The 22647-nt window shown below is 68.1% G+C and carries 22 protein-coding genes; 11 read left to right on the forward strand and 11 right to left on the reverse strand.

From position 1 onward, the window contains the following. The first annotated feature begins 105 nt into the window (after nt 1–105). On the forward strand, nt 106–1680 hold the full coding sequence (locus CURTO8I2_RS00300) for an AbgT family transporter (protein WP_159677700.1): 1575 nt from the start codon (nt 106–108) through the stop codon (nt 1678–1680). A 161-nt stretch (nt 1681–1841) separates the two neighbouring features. Next, on the forward strand, nt 1842–3419 hold the full coding sequence (locus tag CURTO8I2_RS00305; RefSeq protein WP_159681476.1) for a peptide MFS transporter: 1578 nt from the start codon (nt 1842–1844) through the stop codon (nt 3417–3419). A gap of 88 nt (nt 3420–3507) precedes the next feature. Here CURTO8I2_RS00305 and CURTO8I2_RS00310 read toward each other — a convergent pair whose 3' ends face one another. Further along, nucleotides 3508–4008: a MarR family winged helix-turn-helix transcriptional regulator gene (locus tag CURTO8I2_RS00310; protein WP_159677702.1), complete on the reverse strand. Its 501-nt coding sequence runs from the start codon at nt 4006–4008 to the stop codon at nt 3508–3510. Nucleotides 4009–4105: 97 nt separating this feature from the next. Between CURTO8I2_RS00310 and hppD the strand changes: the two genes are divergently transcribed. From hppD to CURTO8I2_RS00325, 3 genes are all read left to right on the forward strand, one after another. Next, on the forward strand, nt 4106–5212 hold the full coding sequence (gene hppD, locus CURTO8I2_RS00315) for a 4-hydroxyphenylpyruvate dioxygenase (RefSeq protein ID WP_201295450.1): 1107 nt from the start codon (nt 4106–4108) through the stop codon (nt 5210–5212). A 195-nt stretch (nt 5213–5407) separates the two neighbouring features. After that, entirely contained in the window at nt 5408–6688 is a 1281-nt protein-coding gene (gene hmgA / locus CURTO8I2_RS00320) for a homogentisate 1,2-dioxygenase (RefSeq protein WP_159681478.1), read from the forward strand. Between the two features lie 100 nt (nt 6689–6788). Beyond that, nucleotides 6789–7445, forward strand: coding sequence for a lectin (locus tag CURTO8I2_RS00325; RefSeq protein ID WP_159677704.1), 657 nt, complete (start codon nt 6789–6791; stop codon nt 7443–7445). Between the two features lie 38 nt (nt 7446–7483). Here the strand turns inward: CURTO8I2_RS00325 and mnhG are convergent, their stop codons facing one another. The 6 genes from mnhG to CURTO8I2_RS00355 are packed head-to-tail and all read right to left on the reverse strand — an operon-like array spanning nt 7484 to nt 13292. Further along, on the reverse strand, nt 7484–7861 hold the full coding sequence (gene mnhG, locus CURTO8I2_RS00330; RefSeq protein WP_159677706.1) for a monovalent cation/H(+) antiporter subunit G: 378 nt from the start codon (nt 7859–7861) through the stop codon (nt 7484–7486). Further along, nucleotides 7858–8133 (reverse strand): K+/H+ antiporter subunit F, encoded by a 276-nt coding sequence (locus CURTO8I2_RS00335; protein ID WP_159677708.1) that lies wholly within the window; start codon nt 8131–8133, stop codon nt 7858–7860. Before CURTO8I2_RS00335 ends, mnhG begins: the two co-directional genes overlap by 4 nt. Continuing rightward, nucleotides 8130–8618 carry a Na+/H+ antiporter subunit E gene (locus tag CURTO8I2_RS00340; RefSeq protein WP_159677710.1) on the reverse strand — a complete coding sequence of 163 codons (489 nt, stop codon included), beginning with the start codon at nt 8616–8618 and terminating at the stop codon, nt 8130–8132. The genes CURTO8I2_RS00335 and CURTO8I2_RS00340 overlap by 4 nt, the downstream gene beginning before the upstream one ends. Next, a complete protein-coding gene (locus tag CURTO8I2_RS00345; protein WP_159677712.1) occupies nt 8615–10150 on the reverse strand; it encodes a monovalent cation/H+ antiporter subunit D in 1536 nt (511 codons plus the stop codon). The genes CURTO8I2_RS00340 and CURTO8I2_RS00345 overlap by 4 nt, the downstream gene beginning before the upstream one ends. Then, a complete protein-coding gene (locus CURTO8I2_RS00350; RefSeq protein ID WP_159677714.1) occupies nt 10147–10515 on the reverse strand; it encodes a Na+/H+ antiporter subunit C in 369 nt (122 codons plus the stop codon). The genes CURTO8I2_RS00345 and CURTO8I2_RS00350 overlap by 4 nt, the downstream gene beginning before the upstream one ends. After that, on the reverse strand, nt 10515–13292 hold the full coding sequence (locus tag CURTO8I2_RS00355) for a monovalent cation/H+ antiporter subunit A (RefSeq protein WP_159677716.1): 2778 nt from the start codon (nt 13290–13292) through the stop codon (nt 10515–10517). The genes CURTO8I2_RS00350 and CURTO8I2_RS00355 overlap by 1 nt, the downstream gene beginning before the upstream one ends. Nucleotides 13293–13405: 113 nt before the next feature. Between CURTO8I2_RS00355 and CURTO8I2_RS00360 the strand changes: the two genes are divergently transcribed. Continuing rightward, a complete protein-coding gene (locus tag CURTO8I2_RS00360) occupies nt 13406–14302 on the forward strand; it encodes an NAD-dependent epimerase/dehydratase family protein (protein WP_159677718.1) in 897 nt (298 codons plus the stop codon). Nucleotides 14303–14327: 25 nt separating this feature from the next. Here the strand turns inward: CURTO8I2_RS00360 and CURTO8I2_RS00365 are convergent, their stop codons facing one another. The 3 genes from CURTO8I2_RS00365 to CURTO8I2_RS00375 form a co-directional block, all read right to left on the reverse strand. Further along, entirely contained in the window at nt 14328–15221 is an 894-nt protein-coding gene (locus CURTO8I2_RS00365; RefSeq protein WP_159677720.1) for a DMT family transporter, read from the reverse strand. Nucleotides 15222–15299: 78 nt separating this feature from the next. Then, the gene (locus tag CURTO8I2_RS00370) at nt 15300–15788 is read right to left on the reverse strand and encodes an Mpo1-like protein (RefSeq protein ID WP_159677722.1); all 489 of its coding nucleotides are present in this window, start codon (nt 15786–15788) and stop codon (nt 15300–15302) included. Nucleotides 15789–15853: 65 nt separating this feature from the next. Continuing rightward, on the reverse strand, nt 15854–16750 hold the full coding sequence (locus tag CURTO8I2_RS00375) for a phosphoribosylaminoimidazolesuccinocarboxamide synthase (protein ID WP_159677724.1): 897 nt from the start codon (nt 16748–16750) through the stop codon (nt 15854–15856). Between the two features lie 109 nt (nt 16751–16859). Between CURTO8I2_RS00375 and CURTO8I2_RS00380 the strand changes: the two genes are divergently transcribed. Continuing rightward, nucleotides 16860–17201: a J domain-containing protein gene (locus CURTO8I2_RS00380; RefSeq protein WP_159677726.1), complete on the forward strand. Its 342-nt coding sequence runs from the start codon at nt 16860–16862 to the stop codon at nt 17199–17201. Between the two features lie 285 nt (nt 17202–17486). On the opposite strand, the gene CURTO8I2_RS00385 is transcribed toward CURTO8I2_RS00380, so the two are convergent. After that, nucleotides 17487–18332 carry an outer membrane beta-barrel protein gene (locus CURTO8I2_RS00385; protein ID WP_159677728.1) on the reverse strand — a complete coding sequence of 282 codons (846 nt, stop codon included), beginning with the start codon at nt 18330–18332 and terminating at the stop codon, nt 17487–17489. Nucleotides 18333–18603: 271 nt separating this feature from the next. On the opposite strand from CURTO8I2_RS00385, the gene rpe reads away from it, so the two are divergent. From rpe to trpE, 4 genes are all read left to right on the forward strand, one after another. Next, nucleotides 18604–19287: a ribulose-phosphate 3-epimerase gene (rpe, locus tag CURTO8I2_RS00390; RefSeq protein WP_159677730.1), complete on the forward strand. Its 684-nt coding sequence runs from the start codon at nt 18604–18606 to the stop codon at nt 19285–19287. Beyond that, the gene (rraA, locus tag CURTO8I2_RS00395; RefSeq protein ID WP_159677732.1) at nt 19284–19769 is read left to right on the forward strand and encodes a ribonuclease E activity regulator RraA; all 486 of its coding nucleotides are present in this window, start codon (nt 19284–19286) and stop codon (nt 19767–19769) included. The genes rpe and rraA overlap by 4 nt, the downstream gene beginning before the upstream one ends. 299 nt (nt 19770–20068) lie before the next feature. After that, nucleotides 20069–21016 (forward strand): lipid kinase YegS, encoded by a 948-nt coding sequence (gene yegS / locus CURTO8I2_RS00400; RefSeq protein ID WP_159677734.1) that lies wholly within the window; start codon nt 20069–20071, stop codon nt 21014–21016. A gap of 145 nt (nt 21017–21161) precedes the next feature. Further along, nucleotides 21162–22646 carry an anthranilate synthase component I gene (trpE, locus tag CURTO8I2_RS00405; RefSeq protein ID WP_159677736.1) on the forward strand — a complete coding sequence of 495 codons (1485 nt, stop codon included), beginning with the start codon at nt 21162–21164 and terminating at the stop codon, nt 22644–22646. Nucleotide 22647 lies beyond the last annotated feature (1 nt).

A 22647-nucleotide genomic window follows, 5' to 3' on the forward strand; every position in this document is an offset into this window, starting at 1 on the left:
GCCACGTGCCGGGGTTTTTCGTTGGAAGGGGTCCGGCCGGCGCGGCGACACGCGAAGCGGGGCTGCTAGGATGCCGGGTCGCAAGCCAGCAGGGGAGACCATCGCATGAGCCAGCCGAGTCCCGAGATCGCCGCACCGCGCGGCATCGTCGCCCGTTTTCTCGATGCCGTCGAACGGGTGGGCAACAAACTGCCCGATCCCGCGGTGCTGTTTCTGGGCCTGATGCTGGTCGTGTGGGTGGTCTCGGCGCTGCTGGCCAACGTCAGCTTCAGCGAGATCGATCCGCGCAGCGGCGATCCACTGCAGATCCGCAATCTGCTCGAGGGCACCAGCTTCACCACGTTCATGGCGGACATGGTCCGCACCTTCGTGACGTTCGCGCCGCTGGGCGTGGTGCTGGTGGCGATGCTGGGCCTGGGCGTCGCCGAGCACACCGGTTTCATCAATGCGGCGCTGCGCGCGGTGCTGTCGGTGACGCCGAAGATGCTGCTCACCCCGATGCTGATCGCGGTCGGCATCTTCAGCCACGTCGCGGTCGATGCGGGCTATGTGCTGGTGATCCCGCTGGGCGCGGTGATCTTCTATGCCGCCGGGCGGCATCCGCTGGCCGGTATCGCGGCCGCGTTCGCCGGCGTCTCCGGCGGCTTCTCGGCGACGTTCATTCCGTCGAGCCTCGACCCGCTGCTGTCGGGTCTCACCCAGGAGGCTGCGAACCTCATCGACCCGTCGGTCATCGTCAATCCGCTCAACAACTACTATTTCACCACCGCATCGACCGGCCTGATCGTTCTGGTCGGCTGGTTCCTGACCGACCGGATCATCGAGCCGCGCCTGCGCACCACCGTGGTCGACGGCGATGCCAGCGAAATGCCGACGATGGAGGCACTCACCGCGCGCGAACGGCGCGGCCTGTGGATGGCGGTGCTGGCGATGGTGCTGGTCGCGGTCGCGGTTGCGGCGACGGCGCTCGGCGCCGGTTCGGCCTGGCGCGCGCCGGCGGATGCGGCGACGGGCGCGGGCGAACTGCTGGTCGCGAACGCACCGCTGATGCAATCGATCGTGCCGTTGATCTTCATCCTGTTCGTCGTGCCGGGCATCGTCTACGGCTACGCGTCCGGCGTGGTCAAGAGCCACCGCGACATCATCGCCGGCATGAGCAAGGCGATGAGCGGCATGGGCTACTACATCGTCATGGCGTTCTTCGCCGCGCAGTTCATCTATGCCTTCGGCCAGAGCAACCTCGGCGCGCTGCTCGCAATCAAGGGCGCGAACGGCCTGCAGGCGCTGGGCCTGCCAACCGGCGTCACCCTGGTCGGCATCGTGTTCCTGTCGGGTTTCGTGAATCTACTGGTCGGCTCGGCGTCGGCGAAGTGGGCGCTGATCGGCGCGATCATGGTGCCGATGCTGATGCAGCTGGGCATCTCGCCCGATCTCACCCAGGCGGCGTACCGCGTCGGAGATTCCAGCACCAACATCATCACGCCGCTGCTGCCGTACTTCCCGCTGATCGTGGTGTTCTGCCAGCGCTACGTGAAGTCGAGCGGCATCGGCACGCTGCTGGCGCTGATGCTGCCGTTCTCGATCACGCTGCTGATTGTGTGGTCGGCCTTCCTGCTCGGCTTCTGGGCGCTGGGCCTGCCGCTGGGCGTGGGTGCGAGCTACACCTACCCGGTCGGCTGAATGCGCAGATGACATCGGCGGGCGGACGTGATGCGACGCGCGTCGGCCTGCGGGGGTGGCAATGGTCACTTTCCATGTGGTCCGGGCGCCGCTAAGTTAGCGCGTCGCCCGGGCCCGGTCCCGGGGCACTCGATCAACGTCAGGAGTCGCCCTACGTGTCAATGAATCCGTACGCCGCCGAGGAACAGAAAACCATCCTCGGCCATCCGCGCGGCCTGTTCGTGCTGTTCTTCGCCGAAATGTGGGAGCGGTTCTCCTACTACGGCATGCGCGCGCTGCTGATCTTCTATCTCGTGCAGCACTGGATGTTCTCGGATTCCGAGGCCTCGGTGATCTACGGCGCCTACACCGCGCTGGTGTACATCGCACCGGTGATCGGCGGCTACCTGGCCGACCATTACCTGGGGCAACGCAAGGCCGTCGTGTTCGGCGCGGTACTGCTGACCTTCGGGCACTTCCTGATGGCGTTCGAAGGTGACGGCGGCCAGACCGCGGCCGAGATCAACATCTTCTGGTTGGCGCTCTCCTTCATCATCGTCGGCTCGGGATTCCTCAAGGCCAACATCTCGGTGATGGTCGGCCAGCTGTATCCGCGCACCGATATCCGCCGCGATCCGGCGTACACGATCTTCTACATCGGCATCAATCTGGGTGCGGCGCTCGGCGCGATCATCGCCGGCTGGCTCGGTCAGACCTATGGCTGGGCTTACGGCTTCGGCGCCGCGGGCATCGGCATGCTGCTGGGCCTGGTGGTGTTCGTGCTTGGCAAGCCGCTGCTGATGGGTCGCGGCGAATCGAAGGATCCCGCGCGGCTCGCCCGCCCGGTCTTCGGCATCAAATTCGAGTGGCTGCTGTATCTGGTCAGCTTCGTCGCCGTCGGCGTCGTCTGGCTGCTGATCCAGTACCAGGCGCTGGTCGGCTTCCTGCTGATGGGCACCGGCGCGGCGCTTGTGGTCTACGTGTTGTACCAGTCGGTGTTCAAGCTCGAGCGCGAGGAGCGGCACCGCATCTATGCCGCGCTGTACCTGATCTTCGGATCGATCCTGTTCTGGTCGCTGTTCGAGCAGGCGGGTTCGTCTTTGAATCTGTTCACCGACCGCTCGGTCGACCGCAACATCTTCGGCTTCGAAGTCCAGGCCTCGGTGTTCCAGTCGATCAACTCGATCTACATCGTGACCCTGGGCCCGCTGTTCGCGATCCTGTGGATGTGGCTCGCCAAGCGCGGCTGGGAGCCGTCGACGCCGACCAAGTTCGGCCTCGGCGTGGTGCAGGTCGGCCTCGGCTTTCTGGTGCTGGTGGCCGGCACCGCCGCCGCCGGCCCGGGCGCGCTGACGCCGGTGCTCTTCATCTTCCTGATCTACCTGCTGCATACAACGGGCGAACTGTGCCTGTCGCCCGTGGGTCTCTCGGCGATGAATCGTCTGACCCCGGCGCACATGGCCAGCCTGATCATGGGCACCTGGTTCTTCGCCTCGGCGACCGGCAACTTCGCGGCCGGCCTGATCTCGGCCGCCACCGGCGGTGAAGGCGGCGGCGTGGAGCGGGTGATGGAGGTCTACTCCAACGTCGGCTGGCTCGCGGTCGGCGTCGGCGTGCTGATGGTGCTGATCGCGCCGCTGATCCGCCGCCTGATGCACCTGGACACACTCAAGGACGACGACGCGTCGCTCGCGGGCCAGGACGGCATCGGTGAGCCGATTGCGACCGGTCCGAAGCTCGACGAGGAACGCCGTCCGTAACCGGACGCGTTCAGCTACACGAAAACAGCGCCCCCGGGCGCTGTTTTCGTTTGCGGCATGCGTGGGCGGACACGCGTTGCGCGTCGACTCAGTCCTTCAGCGGCGCCTCGAGCTTGGTCATCATGGCCGCGAACGCCGCACGCTCGGCCTCGTCCAGTGGCGCCAGCACGCTGCGCTGGTACTCCAGCGCCAGCGGCACGATGACGTCGTAGACCGCGTGGCCGGCCTCGCTGAGTTCGAGCACCGAGCGGCGACGGTCGCTGTCGTGCATCTCGCGTTCGATCAGGGCACGTTCGAGCAGGCGCGCGACCGCGCGGCTCACCGCCACCTTGTCCATGGCCGTGCGCTCGGCCACGCCATTGGCCGACAGGCCCGGATAGCGGCCCAGCACCGCGATCACCCGCCACTCGGTCACGCTGATGCCGAAGCGCTCGCTGTAGATGTCGGCCAGGCCCCGGCTGATGCGGTTGGTCAGCACGCTCAGCCGATACGGCAGGAACTGCTCGAGATCGAGGCTCAGATGACCGTGGCCTGCGTGGGCGTCGTCGGAAGCGTTCGGAGCAGCAGGAGAGGCCGCGGCGTGGGTCATGGTGCGATGCGCCTTGCAATTAGGTTGCATTCGTAACTATAAAGGAGGGTCTGACGCCGCACCCGTCCGGGCCGGCCCCATCGCGATGGAGTATCCCATGAGCGCTCACGCACACACCGCACCCAATCTCGGCATGGAAGTGACCACGTTCGAGAACCCCATGGGCATCGACGGCTTCGAGTTCGTCGAGTTCGCCGCGCCTGCGGGCCAGGCGGATTTCATGCACACCTATTTCCGCAACATGGGTTTCACCGCGGTGCTCAAGCACAAGTCGCGGGCGATCACCGTGTACCGGCAGGGTGGGGTGAACTTCCTGCTCAACGAAGACCCCGATTCCTTCGCCGCGGACTTCGCCAAGGCGCACGGTCCGTCTGCCTGCGGCTTCGCGATCCGCTTCCAGCAGCCGGCCGACACGGTCTACGGCAAGGTGCTGGAGAACGGCGGTGAAGCGATCGGCCCGCGCGAATCGACCAAGGCCGTCGACGCGCCGGTGGTCAAGGGCATCGGCGACTGCATGCTGTACCTGGTCGACCGCTACGGTGGCGCGGGTTCGATCTATGGCGACGACTACGTCGCGATCGACGGCGCGGACCAGAACCCGACCGGGTTCGGCCTGACCTTCATCGACCATCTCACGCACAACCTCTACTTCGGCAACATGCAGAAGTGGTCGGACTACTACGAGAAGCTGTTCAACTTCCGCGAGATCCGCTACTTCGACATCAAGGGCGCGAAGACCGGGCTGAAGTCTAAGGCGATGACCGCGCCGGATGGCGTGGTGCGCATTCCGCTCAACGAGTCGAACGATCCGAAGTCGCAGATCAACGAATACCTCGATGCCTACAAGGGCGAGGGCATCCAGCACATCGCGTGCTTCACCGACGACATCTACGCGTCGATCGAGCGCATGCGCGAGCAGGGCATTGCGTTCCTCGACACGCCGGAGACCTATTTCGACGTCATCGACCAGCGTATTCCCGCACACGGCGAGGACGTCGAGCGTCTGCGCCGGAACAAGATCCTGATCGACGCCGATCCCGAGACCAAGCAGCGCAAGCTGCTGCAGATCTTCACCCAGAACGCGTTCGGCCCGATCTTCTTCGAGATCATCCAGCGCAAGGGCAACGAAGGCTTCGGCGAAGGCAACTTCCAGGCGCTGTTCGAGAGCATCGAACGCGACCAGATGAAGCGCGGCGTGCTCTGACGCAGCCGTTGAAACGCGTCCCGCGCCGGTGCGGCGCGGGACGGCGCGGGCGACAGGTCTGCTCCAGCCGCGCGCCTGCACGTGCAGGCTGCGCGGCGACACATTCTTTCGGGTGAAGCGATGAACGCATCGACGGACGACACGGTGACTGCACTTCCGCTGGGCGACACGCATCAGCGGAGCCCGCGCGGCTACATGTCGGGTTTCGGCAACGAATTCGCGACCGAAGCCGAGCCGGGCACGCTGCCGGTGGGCCGCAACTCGCCGCAGCGCGTGGCACACGGCCTGTATGCCGAGCAGCTTTCGGGCACGGCGTTCACCGCGCCGCGCGGCGAGAACCGGCGCAGCTGGCTGTACCGCATCCGCCCGGCGGCGATGCACGGCACGTTCGCGCCGTACCAGCAGCCACGCTTCCACGACGGCTTCGATCGCGGCCCGGTCCCGCCCGACCAGATGCGCTGGAGTCCGTTGTCGATTCCGGACACGCCGGTCGATTTCGTCGACGGCCTGTTCTCGATGGCCGGTACCGGCGGTCCGGGCGCGCACGAGGGCGTGGGCATCCACGTCTATGCCGCGAACACGTCGATGACGGACCGTTTTTTCTACAGCGCCGACGGCGAGCTGCTGCTCGTGCCGCAGCAGGGACGGCTGACTCTGGCGACCGAGTTCGGTGTGCTCGAGGTCGAGCCACAGGAAGTAGCGGTGATCCCGCGCGGCGTGCGCTTCCGCGTCGAACTGCCGGACGGCGCGAGCCGCGGCTATGTCTGCGAGAACCAGGGCCATGCGCTGCGCCTGCCGGATCTCGGCCCGATCGGCGCGAACGGCCTGGCCAATCCGCGCGACTTTCTCGCGCCGGTCGCGGCCTATGAAGATGTCGAAGGCGACTTCACCCTGATCGCCAAGTTCCAGGGGCATCTGTGGCAGGCGCCGATCGACCATTCGCCGCTGGATGTCGTCGGCTGGCACGGCAACTACGCGCCGTACAAGTACGACCTGCGCCGCTTCAACGCCATCGGCTCGATCAGCTTCGACCATCCCGACCCGAGCATCTTCACCGTGCTCACTTCGCCGAGCGACACACCCGGCACGGCGAACATGGATTTCGCGATCTTCCCGCCGCGCTGGCTGGTGGCGCAGGACACGTTCCGCCCACCGTGGTTCCACCGCAACGTGGCCAGCGAGTTCATGGGGCTGGTACACGGCCAGTACGACGCCAAGGCCGACGGGTTCTCGCCCGGCGCGTGCTCGCTGCACAACTGCATGAGCGGGCACGGGCCGGACGCGGCGACGTTCGAGAAGGCCAGCGCGGCCGATCTGTCGAAGCCGGACGTCATCAGCGGCACGATGGCGTTCATGTTCGAAACGCGTGCGGTGATCCGGCCGACGCGACAGGCACTCGACGCCGTGCACCGCCAGGGCGACTACCAGGCGTGCTGGGCGGGTCTGCAGCGCAACTTCACGCCGCCGCGCACCTGACCGGCGGGGACGGCCACACCGTTCGCGCGCGCACCGCAAGCCACATCCTGTTCACGCGCGCGCGCTAGTCTCGCGGCCGTCACCTTCCAGGAGCTGTCGCATGCATGTCTACCGCGTCCTGCCGGCTATCGCCGTGCTGTCCCTCGCCCTCGCCGCCTGCCAGCGCGAGGCGCCACCCGCCGAAGCAGGGCCCGTCGTCTCCGCACCGGCCGTCTCCGGGGCGCCTGCGCCCGCCGGTGACCAGCCCGACGCGCACGTGCCGCCGGCCAACGCGATGGGTACGAACGTGCCCGCCGTCGTCGATGGCGTCGTGACGTTCCAGGGCTTCGGACCGGCCGCGTTTGGCAGCGATGCCGAGCAGGTCCGCATGGCCTGGGGCAACGATCTCGGCGATGCCAGTCCGTCCGAGCCGGGCGGCTGCTACTACCTGACGCCGCCGCAGATGGGCACGACAGATTACGCCATCGGCTTCATGATCGAAGGCGACAAGTTCTCGCGCATCGACGTCGGCAACGAGGGTTACACGGCGCCCGGTGGCGGCAAGGTCGGCATGGAACGCGCGGAGATCGAGCGCCTGTATGCAGGTCGCGTCGAAGCGTCGCCGCACAAGTACGTCGAAGGCGCGCAGACGCTGCGCGTGACCGACACCGCCGGTGGCACGTCCGCGCTGGTATTCGAGACCGATGCAGCCGGCAAGGTCACCGGCTGGCGGATCGGCGTGCCACCGCAGGTCGACTACGTCGAACGCTGCGGTTGACGTCGGGCTGTCCGGGTCGCGGTTGCCCGCGGCCCGGATCAGTCGCGATCGCGTGGCGCCGGATCTTCGCGATCGACCACGCGCTCGTCGGCGTCGGGCGTGCGATCCGGGTGCGGCGGCCGGTCGTCCATCAGCGACAGCGCGGCGCGCGACATCACGTGGGCACTGATCGGGGCGGTCAGGAACAGGAACACCGTGATCAGGATCTCGCGCGGATGCACCCCGCTGCCGTTGACCCAGTGGTAGACGATCGACGCGAACAGGATGCAGCCCACGCCGAGCGTGCTGGCCTTTGCCGGGCCGTGCAGGCGACGGAAGAAGTCGGACAGCTTCACCATCGCCACGCCACCGAGCAGGGTGAAGAAGCAGCCGATGGCCAGCAGACCGATGACGACGATCTCGAAGACGCCGCTCATTCGACGATGTCCCGGCGGATGACGTACTTGCTCAGCACAACCGTGCCCACGAACCCGAGCATCGCGATGATCAGCGCGGCCTCGAAATAGATTTCGGTGTCGAGCAGCATGCCGAACATGATCAACTGCGCGATCGCCGTGATGTAGAGCGTGTCGAGCGCCAGGATGCGGTCAGGCGCGGTCGGGCCGCGCAGCAGCCGCCACAACGACAGCAGCATGGCGATGCCGACGACGTGCATGCCGGCGATGATGGCGATGTCGATGATCGTCATGGAAAGATCTCCCTCAGCGGCGCCTCGTAACGCGACTTGACCTCTGCGATCAGGGCCTGCGGATCGTCCGTGCTCAGGCAATGCACCAGCAGGTGCTTGCGGTCGTCCGACAGTTCGGCCGACACGGTGCCCGGGGTCAGGGTGATCACGCTGGCCAGCGCGGAAATGCCGTGGATGTTGGTCAGATCCAGTGGAATCCAGATGAACTGCGAACGCAGCTTCGACTCCGGCCCCAGGACCTGCCGGGCGACGGTGACGTTGGCGATGACGATGTCGACCAGCAGGCGGCCGATCAGGCGGAAGCCGCCACGCAGGCGCCCCAGCTGCGCGAACTCGCGTTCCAGCCGGCTGGCCAGCAGCGGCATCAGCCATGCCAGCAGCAATGCCATGACGATGTTGCCCGGACTCACGTCCTGGGCCATCAACAGCCAGAACGCGAAGACCGTCAGGCTCTGCGGGATCGAAGGCAGCATGCGGCGCTTCATGGCGACGGCTCCCGGATCTGCGGTGCGGTCTCGCGCAGGGTCTGGATGTAGGTGTCCACGTCCAGCAACTGCGCGGCGGTGGCATCGGTGTAACGCAGCACCGGGGACGCGAACACGGTCATCGCCACGCCATAACCCAGCAGCAGCACGGTGGCGCCGATTTCCGAGCGCCGCAACGCCGGCGCCTGTGCAGCCGCACCGGACGGCGCGGGGTCGATGCGCCAGAACAGGCGCGTGCCGCTGCGCGACAGGCCGATGATCGTCATCAGGCTGCTGCCCAGGATGACCGCCCAGATCCAGGCGGTCTGCGATTCTGGCACCGAATTGAGCAGCTGCAGCTTGCCGATGAAGCCCGACAGCGGCGGCAGTCCGGCGATCGACACCGCGGCGACCAGGAACAGCGCCGCCGGCAGCGTCTTGTTGGGCATCGCGGCGATCGGCATCAGATAGTCGCCGTTGTTGCCACGATGACGCTGGATGATGTCGGCCAGCAGGAACAGCGCCGCGCTGACGAACACGCTGTGGGCGAGGTAGTAGAGGCCCGCCGAGATCGCACCGGCATTGGCCAGCGAGAACGCCACGAACAGCGTGCCCGCCGACAGCAGCACCAGGTAGGCCACGCCGATGCGCAGGCGCGGCGCGCCGATCACGCCCAGCGCGGCGAGCACGATCGTCACCGCGCCGGTGGGCAGCAGCCAGTCCCAGGCGAAGTTCGCCATCGGGCCGGCGGTGTCGCCGAACATCAGCGTGTACACGCGCAGGATCGCGTACAGCCCGACCTTGGTCATCACCGCGAACAGCGCGGCCACCGCCGCCGGGGCACGCGCATAGGCCTCGGGCAACCACAGGTACAGCGGCAGCAGCGCGGCCTTGGCGCAGAACACCAGCAACAGCAGGCCGGCGCCGGCGTGGATCAGCATCGTCCGCTCGGGCGGCGCGACCGCGATGCGCGCCGCCATCTCGGTCATGTTCAGCGTGCCGAGCATGCCGTAGAGCAGACCGAGCGCCATCAGGAATGCGACGGACGCGGCGATGTTGAACACCACGTAATGCATGCCGGCCTTGATGCGCGCGCCGCGCGCGCCGCTCAGCAGCAGACCGTAGGACGCGATCAGCATCACCTCGAAGAACACGAAGAGGTTGAACAGGTCGCCGGTCAGGAACGCACCGTTGAGACCGGCCAGCTGCATCTGGAAGAGGGCGTGGAAATGCAGCGCACGCTTGTCCCAGCCTGCGCAGGCATAGAGCAGGCAGGGGATCGCGAGCAGCGTCGTGGTCAGCACCATCAGCGCCGACAGCCGGTCGACCATCAGCGTGATGCCGAGCTTCGCCGGCCAGTCGCCGAGCAGATAGACCAGCATGTCCTCGCGCTGCACCTGCATGAAGAGCATCAGGCTGACGACGAGCAGGGCGGCCATGCCGATCCAGGCCCAGAAGCGCTGGATCGAGATGCGATGGCGGCGCTCGAGCAACAGCAGCACGGCGCCGGTCACCAGTGGCACCAGGACCGGCAGAACGGGCAGGTGGTTCATCGGCCACCTCCACTGCGGCGCTCGTCATCGGGCTCTTCGCCGTCGACGTGGTCGGTGTGCAGGTCGGCGTGCTCACGCATCGCGATCACCACGGTGACCGCGGTCATCGCGAACGCGATGACGATGGCGGTCAGCACCAGCGCCTGCGGCAGGGGGTCGGAGTACTGGGCCAGGGTCTCCGCCACGCCGTCGCGCAGCACCGGCGGCTTGCCGACGACCGGGCGGCCGGCGGAGAAGATCAGCAGGTTCGTGGCATACGACAGCAGGGTGAGTCCGAGGATCACATCGAAGGTGCGCGCGCGCAGCAGCAGATAGATGCCGGAAGCGGCGAGCACGCCGATGGCGGAGGCGATTGCGAATTCCATCAGGGCGTCTCCTCCTGGGCCTGGCGGTGCTTGACGGTGCCCATCGTGGAGAGCATCAGCAGGGTGCCGGCGAAGACCACCACGTAGACACCGCTATCAAATACGAGCGCGCTGGCCAGCGGCAGCAGACCGATCACCGGCAGCTCCAGGTCGACGTGGCCGCTGGTCATGAACGGCACGCCGAACCACCAGGAGCCCACACCGCCGAGCACGGCCAGCAGCAGACCGATCGCGATGCCGCGGATGTAGTCGAAGCCGAAGGTCGCTTCCACCGCGCGTGCGCCCTGCAGCACGTACTTCATGAGCACCGGCACGGCGAACACCAGCCCGGCGATGAAGCCACCACCCGGCGCGTTGTGGCCGCGCAGGAACAGATAGATCGACACCGTCAGCGCCAGCGGGAACAGCAGCTGGGTCAGGTCCGCGGCGATGGGCAGCTGCACCGGCGGACCGGGCATGATCTCGTCGGGTTTCAGGCGCGCCCAGCGGAGAAGGGCGTGGACCACCAGCGCCGCGATGCCGAACACCGCGATCTCGCCGAAGGTGTCGAACCCGCGGAAGTCGACCAGGATCACGTTGACGACGTTGCGGCCGTAGGCTTCGGGCAACGAGCGCAGCAGCAGTTCGCTGGAGATGCTGTCGGCCGGCGACATCATCATCGCGTAGGCCAGCACCGCCAGGCCGCCGCCGGCGACGACCGAGATCCCGACATCCCGCAGCTTGCGCAGCGGACGTCGCGAGACCTTGGACTGCTTGGGCAGGTAGTTGAGCGCCATCATCATCAGCGCGATCGTCACCATCTCGACCAGCAGCTGGGTCAGTGCGAGATCGGGCGCCGACAGGTAGACGAACACCAGGCTCACCGCCAGGCCGACCGCGCCGATGACGATCAGGGCCGTCAGGCGCTTGCCGTGCACGAGCACGGTGCCGATCGTGGCGGCGACCAGCAGGCCCCACAGGATCCAGCCGATCACCGGCAGGGGCTGCGGCGTGCCGAGTCCGGCCAGCAGCGGCAGCGTCCGCCCCAGCATCGGCACGCCGACCAGCAGCAGACCCACGCAGATCATCAGGAACAGGCTGCGCTGCAGACTGCCGTTGGCGACCCGCTCGGTGAACCGGCGCGCCAGCGCGAACAGCGCCTCGACGTTGACGTGGAACGCGTTGCGGCCGATCGAGCGGGTGACCACCGCATGGAAATCCAGCAGCCGGCGCAGGCCGAAGTACAGCGCCACGCCCAGCACCAGGCTGGCGATGCTCATCATCAGCGGCAGGTTGAAGCCGTGCCAGACCGACAGGCTGAACGCCGGCGCGGCGTCGCCGAGCGTGCCGCGCACCATGGTGTGCAGCAGCGGACCGACCGTCAGCGCGGGGATCATGCCGACGATCACGCACAGGATCGCCAGCACGCCGACCGGAATGCGCATCCAGCGCGGCGGCTCGTGCGGCACTACGTCCAGCGCGCGCGGGCCCTTGCCGAAGAAGGTGTCGTGCACGAAGCGCAGGCTGTAGGCGATGCCGAAGATGCCGGCCAGCAGCGCCGCGATGCTCAGGACCAGCCGCATCGTGCCGTGCCCGCCGATCTCCAGTGCCTCTGCGAAGAACATCTCCTTCGACAGGAATCCGTTGAGCAGCGGAATGCCGGCCATCGCCAGCGACGCGACGATCGCCAGCGCGCTGGTCATCGGCATGCAGCGTCTGAGATTGCCGAGCCGGCGCATGTCGCGCGTGCCGCATTCGTGGTCGATGATGCCCGCGGCCATGAACAGCGAGGCCTTGAACGTCGCGTGGTTGAGGATGTGGAACAGGCCCGCGACCACCGCCATCTCGGTGGAGATCCCGAACAGCAGGGTGATCAGGCCGAGATGGGAGATCGTCGAATAGGCGAGCAGGCCCTTGAGGTCGTGCTGGAAGATCGCGAACCAGGCGCCGACCAGCAGCGTCGTCGCGCCGACGCTCGTCACGACGTAGAAGAACAGGTCCGTGCCCGCGAGCGCCGGGTGCAGGCGGGCGAGCAGGAACACGCCGGCCTTGACCATCGTCGCCGAGTGCAGATATGCCGAGACCGGCGTCGGCGCGGCCATCGCATGCGGCAGCCAGAAGTGGAACGGGAACTGCGCGCTCTTGGTGAAGATGCCCAGCAGCACCAGCGCCAGCGCCCACGGGTACAGATGGCTGCCGCGGATCAGGTCACCGGAGGCCAGCACGACGTCGAGGTCGTAACTGCCGACGATGCGGCCGATCAGCAGCACGCCGCCGAGCAGCGCCAGGCCGCCCAGCCCGGTGATCGTCAGCGCCATGCGCGCGCCCTGGCGGGCATCCTGGCGGTGCGACCAGAAGCCAATCAGCAGGAACGAACTGATCGACGTCAGTTCCCAGAACACCGCGAGCAGCAGCAGATTGCCGGCGATGACCATGCCGAGCATCGCGCCCATGAAGAGCAGCAGATAGGTGAAGAACCGACGCGGGCTGTCCTTGGCCGACAGGTAGTAGTGGCCATACAGGACCACCAGTCCACCGATGCCCAGCACCAGCAACGCGAACGTCCAGGCCAAGCCGTCCAGGCGCAGGCTGAAGTCCAGCCCGGCCTCGGGAATCCATGCGTACTGGGTCTTGAGGATGGTGCCGTCGAAGACATCGCCGGCGAGCAGGGCGAGTACACCCAGTCCCAGCAGCGGCGCGAGTCCGGCCAGCGATGCAATGGTCCGGCGTGACGCACTCGCCGACAGCGCGACGACAAGCGCCAGCACGAAGGGCAGGGCCAAGAGAAGTTCGAGCATCGGGCTCCTTGTGGAGGCAGGTCGGCCAGTCGGCCGGCGGGTCACGCAAGGGCCGGGCAGTCTAACCGAAGGCCGTCGACGGCGCGTGGTCGCGGCCCGATATGCTATGTCCCATGACGTCGAATCCTGCCACTCCGCCCGGCCCCGCGCGCCACGCGCTGGTCTTCGGTGCCAGCGGCGCCATCGGTGCGGCGCTGGTGGCCCGGCTGCTCGACGCGGGCTGGTCGGTCGACGCGGTCTCGCGCGCACCGCGCGCCGATGCGGCGCGATTGCGCTGGCATGCAGGGGCCTTCGACGCGATGCCCGCCTCGCTGCCGGACCGGGCCGATGCGATCTTCAGCTGCGGGCCGCTGGACCGGTTCTCGCTGTGGTACGCCGGGGCCGCGATCGACTGTCCGCGCATCGTCGCCTTCGGTTCCACCAGCGATGCGACCAAGCAGGCGGCCCGCGATCCGGGCGAACGCGAGCTGGCGATGCGCCTGCGCGCTTCGGGCGAGCGCGTATTCGCGGCCGCCAACGCGCGCGGGGCGACCGCGACGCTGCTCCGGCCCACGCTGGTCTACGGCAGCGGACGCGACCGCAATCTGAGCTTGATCGTCGCGCTGGCCCGTCGCAGCGGCGTGTTCGTGCTGCCCAGGGATGCGCGCGGTCTGCGCCAGCCGGTGCATGTCGACGATCTCGCCGCCGCGGCCGAGGCGGCGTTCGATGCGCCCGGCGCGCAGGGCCAGGCCTTCGCGTTGCCGGGTGGGGACACCATCGACTACCGGACGATGGTGGCGCGTACGCTGGCCTGCCTGCATCCCGCGCCGCGACTGCTGGCGGTGCCGGGCGTGCTGTTCGACGCAGCGCTGTGGACGGCGCACCGTGCCGGCCGGCTGCAGGGTCTGCCGCCGGGCGCGGTGGCGCGCATGCGCGAGGATCTGGTGTTCGACGCCGCGCCGGCGCGCGAGGCGTTCGGCTACGCGCCGCGGGCATTCCGCCCCGAGCCCGCGATGTTCGCCGTCGACTGATCCGTGCGTTCGCGCGCGGACCGGATCACGGCCCGGCCATCGGCTTCTCGACCAGTCTGCGTGCCTTCTGCAGCGCGCGCAGCGCGATCACCAGCACACCGCCGAGCACCATCGCGCCACCGATCCACAGCCGCGGTCCCGGCCGGTCGCCCCAGAACGCGACCCCCAGGCCGATCGCCAGAACCGGCACCAGCAGCAGCCACGGCGTGACCATCGCGACCGGATACCGTTGCATCAGCACGTAGTACAGGCCGTGGCCCAGCAGCGACGACACGAACGCCGCGTAGACCGCGCCGCCCCAGCCCGCCCAGCCGGCAGTGCCCAGTTGCGCGAGCCCATCCGGTTCGACCAGCAGACTGATGCCCAGCAGCGGCAGCACGCTGACGACCGCGGTCCAGCCCTGCATGTTCCACATGTCGACATTGCGCAGCGGCTTCATCAGCACGGTGCCGATCGCCAGCATCGCGGCCGAGGCGAGCATCGTCAGCAGCGCGGCGGGGTTGGCCAGCACCACCGGATCGAAGCCCAGCACCAGCACGCCGCAGAAGCTCACGCCGATCGCCAGGCCCGTGCGCCAGGCGAAACGCTCGCCCAGCACCGCCCAGGCCAGCAGGGCGGTCATCGGGATGTAGCTCTGCATGACGATCGCCGGTGACGACAGGTCGGTCGAGAGCCGCAGCGCGAGAAAACTCAGGCCGAAGTGCAGCACGCCGATGCACAGGCACACCGCGATCAGGCGTGGCCACTGGCCGGGGCCGGGCGGCCGCAACAGCCACACCAAGGGCAGCGCCAGCATCGCGAAGCGCACGGCGGTGAACAGGAATGGCGGAATCTCGCGCAGCGCGTTGGCGGAGACGAGAAAGTTCAACGCCCACGCAATGCAGACGACGAGCACGAGAACGAGATCGCGGGGCGACACGGCGGACACCGGGTGCGGGCGCGCAAGCATCGCACGTCGACCGCACGCGCTGCGGGTGCGCCTGCCGGCGCGCCCCGGTCAGTAGCGCCAGCCGAGCCTGCGGTAGAGCTTGGCCAGCACCCAGGCCGGACCGATCAGCAGATAGGTCAGGTCGGTCAGGAAGCTCGGTTTCTGGCCTTCGATCTTGTGGCCGACGAACTGCGCGATCCACGCCACGACGAACACCGCGACGGCCGCGGTCAGCAGGCCGCGCGTGCCCAGTGCCTGGTGCAGCGCCCAGGTCAGGCCCGCCAGCACTGCGAACACCGCGAACATGCCGAAGCCCAGGCGTGGCGACGCGCGCTGGTAGAACCGCCAGGCCGCGAACATCGCCAGCGCGGCCCAGATGCCGGGCTTGAAGATCGTGCCGCCGGGAATGCACCACAACAACGCGATCACGCTCCACAGGATCGCCGGCACGGCGACCACGTGGATCCACTGGTTGGTGTCGTTGCGGTGGTCGGCCGAGTAGCTCGCGAACCAGCGGTCGATCGAACGCGACGATGCGTCGTCGTGTATGGCGTCCATCCGCCCTCCCCGGGGTCGAGTCGTGTCGACGTTCGAGAATACCGGCAATCCGGCGCGCGCGGCCTTCAGTCGATCGAGATGTCGGCCAGCTTCTGCAGCGCCTCGGCATAGCGCGCGCGGGTGCGTTCGATGACTTCGGCCGGCAACTTCGGCCCGGGCGCGGTCTTGTCCCAGTCCGTGGTTTCCAGATAGTCGCGGACGATCTGCTTGTCGTAGCTCGGCGGACTGGTGCCCACCTCGTAGGCATCGGCCGGCCAGTAGCGCGAGGAGTCCGGGGTCAGCACTTCGTCCATGACGTACAGGCGTCCGTCGGCATCGGTGCCAAACTCGAACTTGGTGTCGGCCAGGATGATCCCGCGCTCGGCCGCGTAGGTGGCTGCGAACGTGTACAGGCGCAGCGTGGCTTCGCGCACCTGCTCGGCGAGGTCGGCGCCGATGAGGCGGACCATCGTGTCGAAATCGATGTTCTCGTCGTGGTCGCCGACGGCGGCCTTGGTCGACGGGGTGAAGATCGGCTGGGGCAGGCGCTGCGCCTGGCGCAGGCCGTCGGGCAGGGCGATGCCGCTGACGCGGCCGGTGCGCTGGTAGTCCTTCCAGCCGCTGCCGATCAGGTAACCGCGCGCGATCGCTTCCACCGGCACCGGCTTGAGCTTCTTCGTCACCACCGCGCGCCTGGCGTAGAGCGCCGGGTCGACGCCCTCGGGCAGCACGCTGGCGACATCGATGCCGGTCAGGTGGTTGGGCATCAGCGCGGCGGTCTGCTCGAACCAGAAGTTGCTGATCTGGCACAGCATCTCGCCCTTGCCGGGAATCGGATCGGGCAGCACCACGTCGAACGCGCTCAGGCGGTCGGTCGCGACGATCAGCAGGCGCTCGTCGCCGAGGTCGAACACATCGCGGACCTTGCCGCGGTGACGCAGATGGAGGCCGGGGAGGTTCGCTTCGAGCAGGGTCGTCGACACGGTTGACATTCCGGGTGGATCGCGAGCGGCCGGCAAGTGTAGTGCGAACGGCAGCGCGTTGCAGTGAGCCGCAACCGCCGGCATGGGGCGGCGGGCTACACTGTCGGCCATGCAACGCTGGTACGGAAAACTGCTGGGCTTCATCGCCGGATGGCTGCTGCTGCGCCACCCGGCCGGCGGCGTGATCGGCGCCGTGATCGGCCATGCCTTCGATGCCGGCTGGCTCGCGCCGCGCCGCTACAAGGACCACCAGGTGTTCGGCCTGGGCCCGGATGCGTCCCGCGAAGAGATCGACCAGGCCTATCGCAAGCTGATTTCGCAGTACCACCCGGACCGCGTCGCCGGCGCCGCGCCGGAACTGCGTGCCCAGGCCGAGGCCCGCGCCGCCGAGCTCAATGCCGCCTACGACCGGCTGCGGCGTGGCCGGGACGGACGCAAGACCCGCCGCTGACGCGCCGCGCGTCGCGGCCGGGCGCGGGTGCGCGCGTCGCGCGATCGAGGAACCGGCGGAGCGCAACGAACCCCGTCATCAAGATCCTCCGGCGCGCAATTGCGGCTCGCGTAGCGACGCGATGCGTATCGGATGGCCATGCCCGGTGTCTCTCCTCGAATCACGCACGAAATGCCCGGCATGCGACGACGGCGGTGTCGCTGCGCGCAGACCATCCTGCGAGCACAAAAAAAGAAGCCGGCTTGCGCCGGCTTCTTCATGTCGCAATCGATCAGGCGCGATGGATCAGAAGCGCCAGTTGACCGTGGCGCGCGCGGCGCCGTAGTCGAAGTCCTTGTCGCTGCGGCGCATGTCGGTACCGGCCGGGTTGACGATCAGGAAGGGGTTGGTCGCCGGCGCGGTGCCCGGACCCGTGCGCACGCGCTGGTCATCGGCTTCCAGGCTCGTGAACAGGTATTCCAGGCCGACCGAGACGTTCTCGCCCAGCTTGCGCTCGTAGCCCACGCCGGCCTGCCAGCCGAAGCCGGAGGTGTCGCCGTTGGTGGTAAACGAATTGGCGCCGTTGCTGGTCGTGAACTCGTTGTCGATCTTGGCGTGCGCCATGCCGCCGGTGAGGTAGACCAGGTTCGCCGAATCGGCGCCGAAGGCATAACCCGAACGCAGACGCAGGGCCGCCACACGATCGACCTTGCGGAACATCGTGTAGTAGGCCGGCGTGGTGCTGAAGGCGGTCACGGCGTCACGCACGTCGTTCGCGCCGTACTCGCCGACCACACCGAACACCCAGCTGCCCATCTGCCAGTCGTAACCACCGCGCACGCCGTAGTCGGCGCCGCCGTCATTCTCGGTGCAGCCCAACGCCGGAGTCGCGCCGCGCGCAGCGCCATTGCAGAAGCCGGGCGAGAACGCATCGGCGCCGGCGCCGGTGCGGACCGTGTCGCCGTAGACGCGATCGAGATTGGTGTCGAAGACGAAGCGGTCGTCGCTGTTGTCCTCGGGGCTGTCGGTCACGCCGCCATAGAGGCCAACGTAGCCGCCGGTCCAGGTGTCGTCGGTGGACTGGGCGAGTGCGGCGCCGGTGCTGGCGGCGAGCAGCGCGATGCTGGCGGATGCGGCGTGGATCATCTTCATGGGGTGGCTCTCCATTTTTGTTTTTGCCGGCCGGATTCTGTCGGCACGGTGCGGGGCACGGACGCCGGGGGACGGCCGCGCGAGAGTGATACGCAGGCAAGCGTGAATCGGGATGCATGCGCGGACCGGCGAAATGAATGAATGGGCGAACATGGTTCAGCGGAACAGGCCTGCGCACCGCCGGACGCCACGGACCGTCTCCGCCCCGGCCCATTAGAATGGCGCGCAGTGGCCGGCCGGCCGCGTCCCATTTCATGACCTGGAATCGCCCATGCAGCCCGCCGTCATCGCACCCTCGATCCTGTCCGCGAACTTCGCCCGCCTCGGCGAAGAGGTCGACAACGTGCTCGCCGCGGGCACGGACTGGGTGCACTTCGACGTGATGGACAACCACTACGTGCCCAACCTCACGATCGGCCCGATGATCTGCGAGGCGCTGCGCAAGCACGGCGTGACCGCGCCGATCGACGTCCACCTGATGGTCGAGCCGGTCGACCGGATCGTGCCCGACTTCGCGAAAGCCGGCGCATCGCTGATCAGTTTCCATCCCGAAGCCAGCCGCCACGTGCACCGCACGATCCAGCTGATCAAGGCCGAGGGCTGCCAGGCGGGCCTGGTGCTCAATCCGGCGACACCGATCGAAGTGCTGGACTACGTGCTCGAGGAGCTCGACATGGTGTTGCTGATGTCGGTCAATCCCGGCTTCGGCGGCCAGGCCTTCATTCCTTCGACGCTCGACAAGCTGCGCCAGGTGCGCGCGCGCATCGACGCGTGCGGCAAGCCGATCCGGCTCGAGATCGATGGCGGGGTCAAGCCCGACAACATCGGCGAGATCGCCGCGGCGGGCGCCGACACCTTCGTCGCCGGCTCGGCGATCTTCGGCAAGCCGGACTACCGCGCGGTGGTCGAGGCGATGCGCGCCGAGATCGCACGCGCGACTTCGCTGCGCGCGTGAGCGCGGACGTCGCCACCTGCGACCTGTGCGATGCGCACCCGGATGCGGTGCGCGTGCTCGATCTCCCGCTGCGCGATTTCGGCGGGCGCCGCGCCTTCTCCGGCGTCATCAGCACCGTGCACGCGCTGGAAGACAATTCGCGCGTCCGTGAGGCAGTGGCGGAAGCCGGCGCGGGCCGCGTGCTGGTGATCGACGGTGGCGGCTCGATGCGCCGCTCGATGCTCGGCGACCTGCTGGCGGCACAGGCGGCCGCCAACGGCTGGGCCGGCGTGCTGGTGCATGGCGCCATCCGCGACAGCGTCGCGATCGGCCAGCTCGAACTGGGCGTCAAGGCGCTGGGCACCGTGCCGCTGAAGACCGAGAAGCGGAGGCAGGGCGTACGCGATGTGCCGGTGACCTTCGGCGGCGTGCTGTTCCGGCCCGGCGACTGGCTGGCCGCGGATGCGGATGGCGTGCTGGTCGCGGATCGGTCACTGGTCTGAGCGTTGCGGCGCTCGAGAAGAGCATCCCGAAAGCGTCTGCCCTCACCCCACCGTCCGCCCTGCGGACGGTTCCCCCCTCTCCCGCGGATGCGGGAGAGGGGCCTCGGCATCCTCCGCTGCGCGGAAGATGCATTTTGTTTTGGAGGCTGATCCTGCCTCCGCCCGTCGTCCCTGCGATGGCCTTCCATGCTCCGGCGTGTCGATGACCAGCCGATGACAGGCGTGAGGGCCGGTTAACGGCGATGCCCCGGGCATCCGCTACGCTCCGCGCCACCTCCACCACCCGCACGACCGCCCGCATGCCCGCACCGCTTTGGCGCCTGATCCTCAATGGCAAATCCGCGGACGACGAGGCCGTGCGCACGGCAGTCGCCGCACTCCGCGCGCGCGGGGTGCGCATCGACGTCCGGGTGACCTGGGAGGGCGGCGACGCCGAGCGTTACACCGCCGAGGCGCTGGCGGAGTCGGTGGACACCATCGTCGCCGCCGGTGGCGACGGCACCCTCAATGCCGTGGTGTCGGTGCTGGCCGCGCAGTCCGCCGATGCCGACGCGCTGCCGTCGCTGGCGTTGCTGCCCCTCGGCACGGCCAACGATTTCGCAACCGCTGCCCAACTGCCCGAACCGACCGAAGACGCGTTGGCGCTGGCGCTCGACAGGCCGGCCGTGCCGGTCGACGTGTTGCGCATCGAGACCGAAGACGGCGTGCACTGGTGCGCAAATCTCGGCTCCGGTGGCTTCGGCACCCAGGTGACGGTCGAGACGCATGCGGGCCTGAAGAAGGTGCTGGGCGGGCTGGCCTATTTCATCACCGGCCTGTCGCGTCTCGGGCGCATCGAGCCGCTGCAGGCGCGCATCACCGGCCCGGATTTCGCCTGGGCTGGAGGATTCATCGCACTGGGCATTGGCAACGGCCGCCAGGCCGGCGGCGGGCAGGCGCTGTGTCCGGATGCGTGCATCGATGACGGCCTGATCGACGTCACCATCGTTCCGGAACTCGAAGGCGAACTGGTCAACACGCTGCGGACCGCGCTGACCGAGGGCAAGGTCGCCGCGCTCGACCAGGTCGCCGTGCGCACGCAGCTGACCGAACTCGTCGTCGAGTCCGAAACGCCACTGGTCCTCAATCTCGATGGCGAGCCGGCGCGCGCCAGGCGGTTCGCGATCACCTGCAAGCCCGGGCGTCTGCGGCTGCACCTGCCGCAGGACTGCCCGCTGCTCGTCGCGTCCCCGCACGCCCCGGTCTGACGGTCGCGCGTTTCCGGTCGAGCCGCTACAGTAGCCGCCATGCACGCGTCCGCACTCCCGCATTTCCGTTTGCCCGACGCCGGCTGGCGATGGTGGCGTACCGCCTCCGTTGCCCCCGTTCGTCCGACCGACCAGGAAATGCCGCGTGATCACGCACACCGAGTTCCAGCACTACGCCGCTGACGGCCACACCCACGTTCCCGTGGTCCGCGAGGTCCTGAGCGATCTCGACACACCGCTCTCGGTCTATCTCAAACTCGCCGACGGCCCGCATACCTACCTGTTCGAATCGGTGGAAGGCGGCGAACGCTTCGGTCGCTACTCGATCATCGGTCTGCCGGCCGAACGCGTCTACGCCTTCCACGGCCATACGCTCAGCGTGCGCGAGCACGGCGAAGTCATCGAGACGCGCGAGGTCGACGATCCCTTCGCCGAAGTCGAGCGTCTGCGCACCGCGCATTCGGTCCCGCAGATCGACGGCCTGCCGGACTTCACCGGCGGTCTGGTCGGCTGGTTCGGCTTCGAATGCATCGAGTACATCGAGCCTCGCCTGCGCGAGGGCCGGCGCGTCGACGTGCGCGACGAACTCGGGACGCCCGACATCCTGCTGATGCTGAGCACCGAGGTCGCGGTCTTCGACAACCTCAAAGGCCGGCTGTATCTCGTGGTCCACGCCGACACCCGCGAATCGCAGGCCTGGCTGCGCGCGAACCGTCGCCTCGACGCACTGACGCACCGACTGCGCCAGGGCGGCGCCGGCTATCCGGAAACGCTGCAGCCTGCCGCGCTCGACGAATCGGATTTCGTGTCGGGTTTCACCCGCGAGGGCTTCCTCGACGCGGTCGCGAAGACGAAGGCATTCATCGCCGCCGGCGATGCCTTCCAGGTCGTGCTGTCGCAGCGCATGTCGGTGCCGTTCAATGCGCGGCCGGTCGACGTCTATCGCGCATTGCGCGCGTTGAACCCGTCGCCGTACATGTATTTCCTCGATGTCGGCGGCACCCAGGTCGTCGGCTCATCGCCGGAAATCCTGGTGCGCCTCAAAGGCGGGGAAGTCACCGTGCGCCCGATCGCCGGCACGCGGCCGCGCGGCGCGACGCCGGCGCAGGACCAGGCGCTGGAAGCCGAACTGCTCGCCGATCCCAAGGAGCGTGCCGAGCATCTGATGCTGATCGATCTCGGCCGCAACGACGTCGGTCACGTGTCGGCGCCGGGCACGGTCGAACTGGGCGAGCGCTTCGTCATCGAGCGCTACAGCCACGTCATGCACATCGTCAGCGAGGTCACCGGCCGTCTGAAGGACGGATTGAGTTACGCCGACGTGCTGCGCGCGACGTTCCCGGCCGGCACCGTCAGCGGCGCGCCGAAGGTGCGCGCGCTGGAGATCATCCGCAGCCTCGAACCGGTCAAGCGCAACGTCTATTCGGGCGCGGTCGGCTACATCGGCTGGCACGGTGACGCCGACACCGCGATCGCCATCCGCACCGCGGTGATCCAGGACGGCCGCCTCTACGTGCAGGCCGGCGCCGGCATCGTCTACGACTCGGATCCGGAAATGGAATGGGCCGAGACCATGAACAAGGGCCGCGCGCTGTTCCGCGCGGTCGCCCAGGCGGCGAAGGGACTGTGAT

The organism is Luteimonas sp. 9C, from assembly GCF_902506295.1.
Classification (GTDB): domain Bacteria; phylum Pseudomonadota; class Gammaproteobacteria; order Xanthomonadales; family Xanthomonadaceae; genus Luteimonas.

Excerpts from the sequence above, each read along its gene's own strand:
- CURTO8I2_RS00300 (WP_159677700.1), top strand. The coding sequence starts at position 106 with ATGAGCCAGCCGAGTCCCGAGATCGCCGCACCGCGCGGCATCGTCGCC.
- CURTO8I2_RS00305 (WP_159681476.1), top strand. The coding sequence starts at position 1,842 with ATGAATCCGTACGCCGCCGAGGAACAGAAAACCATCCTCGGCCATCCG.
- CURTO8I2_RS00310 (WP_159677702.1), bottom strand. The coding sequence starts at position 4,008 with ATGACCCACGCCGCGGCCTCTCCTGCTGCTCCGAACGCTTCCGACGAC.
- hppD (WP_201295450.1), top strand. The coding sequence starts at position 4,106 with ATGAGCGCTCACGCACACACCGCACCCAATCTCGGCATGGAAGTGACC.
- hmgA (WP_159681478.1), top strand. The coding sequence starts at position 5,408 with ATGTCGGGTTTCGGCAACGAATTCGCGACCGAAGCCGAGCCGGGCACG.
- CURTO8I2_RS00325 (WP_159677704.1), top strand. The coding sequence starts at position 6,789 with ATGCATGTCTACCGCGTCCTGCCGGCTATCGCCGTGCTGTCCCTCGCC.
- mnhG (WP_159677706.1), bottom strand. The coding sequence starts at position 7,861 with ATGAGCGGCGTCTTCGAGATCGTCGTCATCGGTCTGCTGGCCATCGGC.
- CURTO8I2_RS00335 (WP_159677708.1), bottom strand. The coding sequence starts at position 8,133 with ATGACGATCATCGACATCGCCATCATCGCCGGCATGCACGTCGTCGGC.
- CURTO8I2_RS00340 (WP_159677710.1), bottom strand. The coding sequence starts at position 8,618 with ATGAAGCGCCGCATGCTGCCTTCGATCCCGCAGAGCCTGACGGTCTTC.
- CURTO8I2_RS00345 (WP_159677712.1), bottom strand. The coding sequence starts at position 10,150 with ATGAACCACCTGCCCGTTCTGCCGGTCCTGGTGCCACTGGTGACCGGC.
- CURTO8I2_RS00350 (WP_159677714.1), bottom strand. The coding sequence starts at position 10,515 with ATGGAATTCGCAATCGCCTCCGCCATCGGCGTGCTCGCCGCTTCCGGC.
- CURTO8I2_RS00355 (WP_159677716.1), bottom strand. The coding sequence starts at position 13,292 with ATGCTCGAACTTCTCTTGGCCCTGCCCTTCGTGCTGGCGCTTGTCGTC.
- CURTO8I2_RS00360 (WP_159677718.1), top strand. The coding sequence starts at position 13,406 with ATGACGTCGAATCCTGCCACTCCGCCCGGCCCCGCGCGCCACGCGCTG.
- CURTO8I2_RS00370 (WP_159677722.1), bottom strand. The coding sequence starts at position 15,788 with ATGGACGCCATACACGACGACGCATCGTCGCGTTCGATCGACCGCTGG.
- CURTO8I2_RS00380 (WP_159677726.1), top strand. The coding sequence starts at position 16,860 with ATGCAACGCTGGTACGGAAAACTGCTGGGCTTCATCGCCGGATGGCTG.
- CURTO8I2_RS00385 (WP_159677728.1), bottom strand. The coding sequence starts at position 18,332 with ATGAAGATGATCCACGCCGCATCCGCCAGCATCGCGCTGCTCGCCGCC.
- rpe (WP_159677730.1), top strand. The coding sequence starts at position 18,604 with ATGCAGCCCGCCGTCATCGCACCCTCGATCCTGTCCGCGAACTTCGCC.
- yegS (WP_159677734.1), top strand. The coding sequence starts at position 20,069 with ATGCCCGCACCGCTTTGGCGCCTGATCCTCAATGGCAAATCCGCGGAC.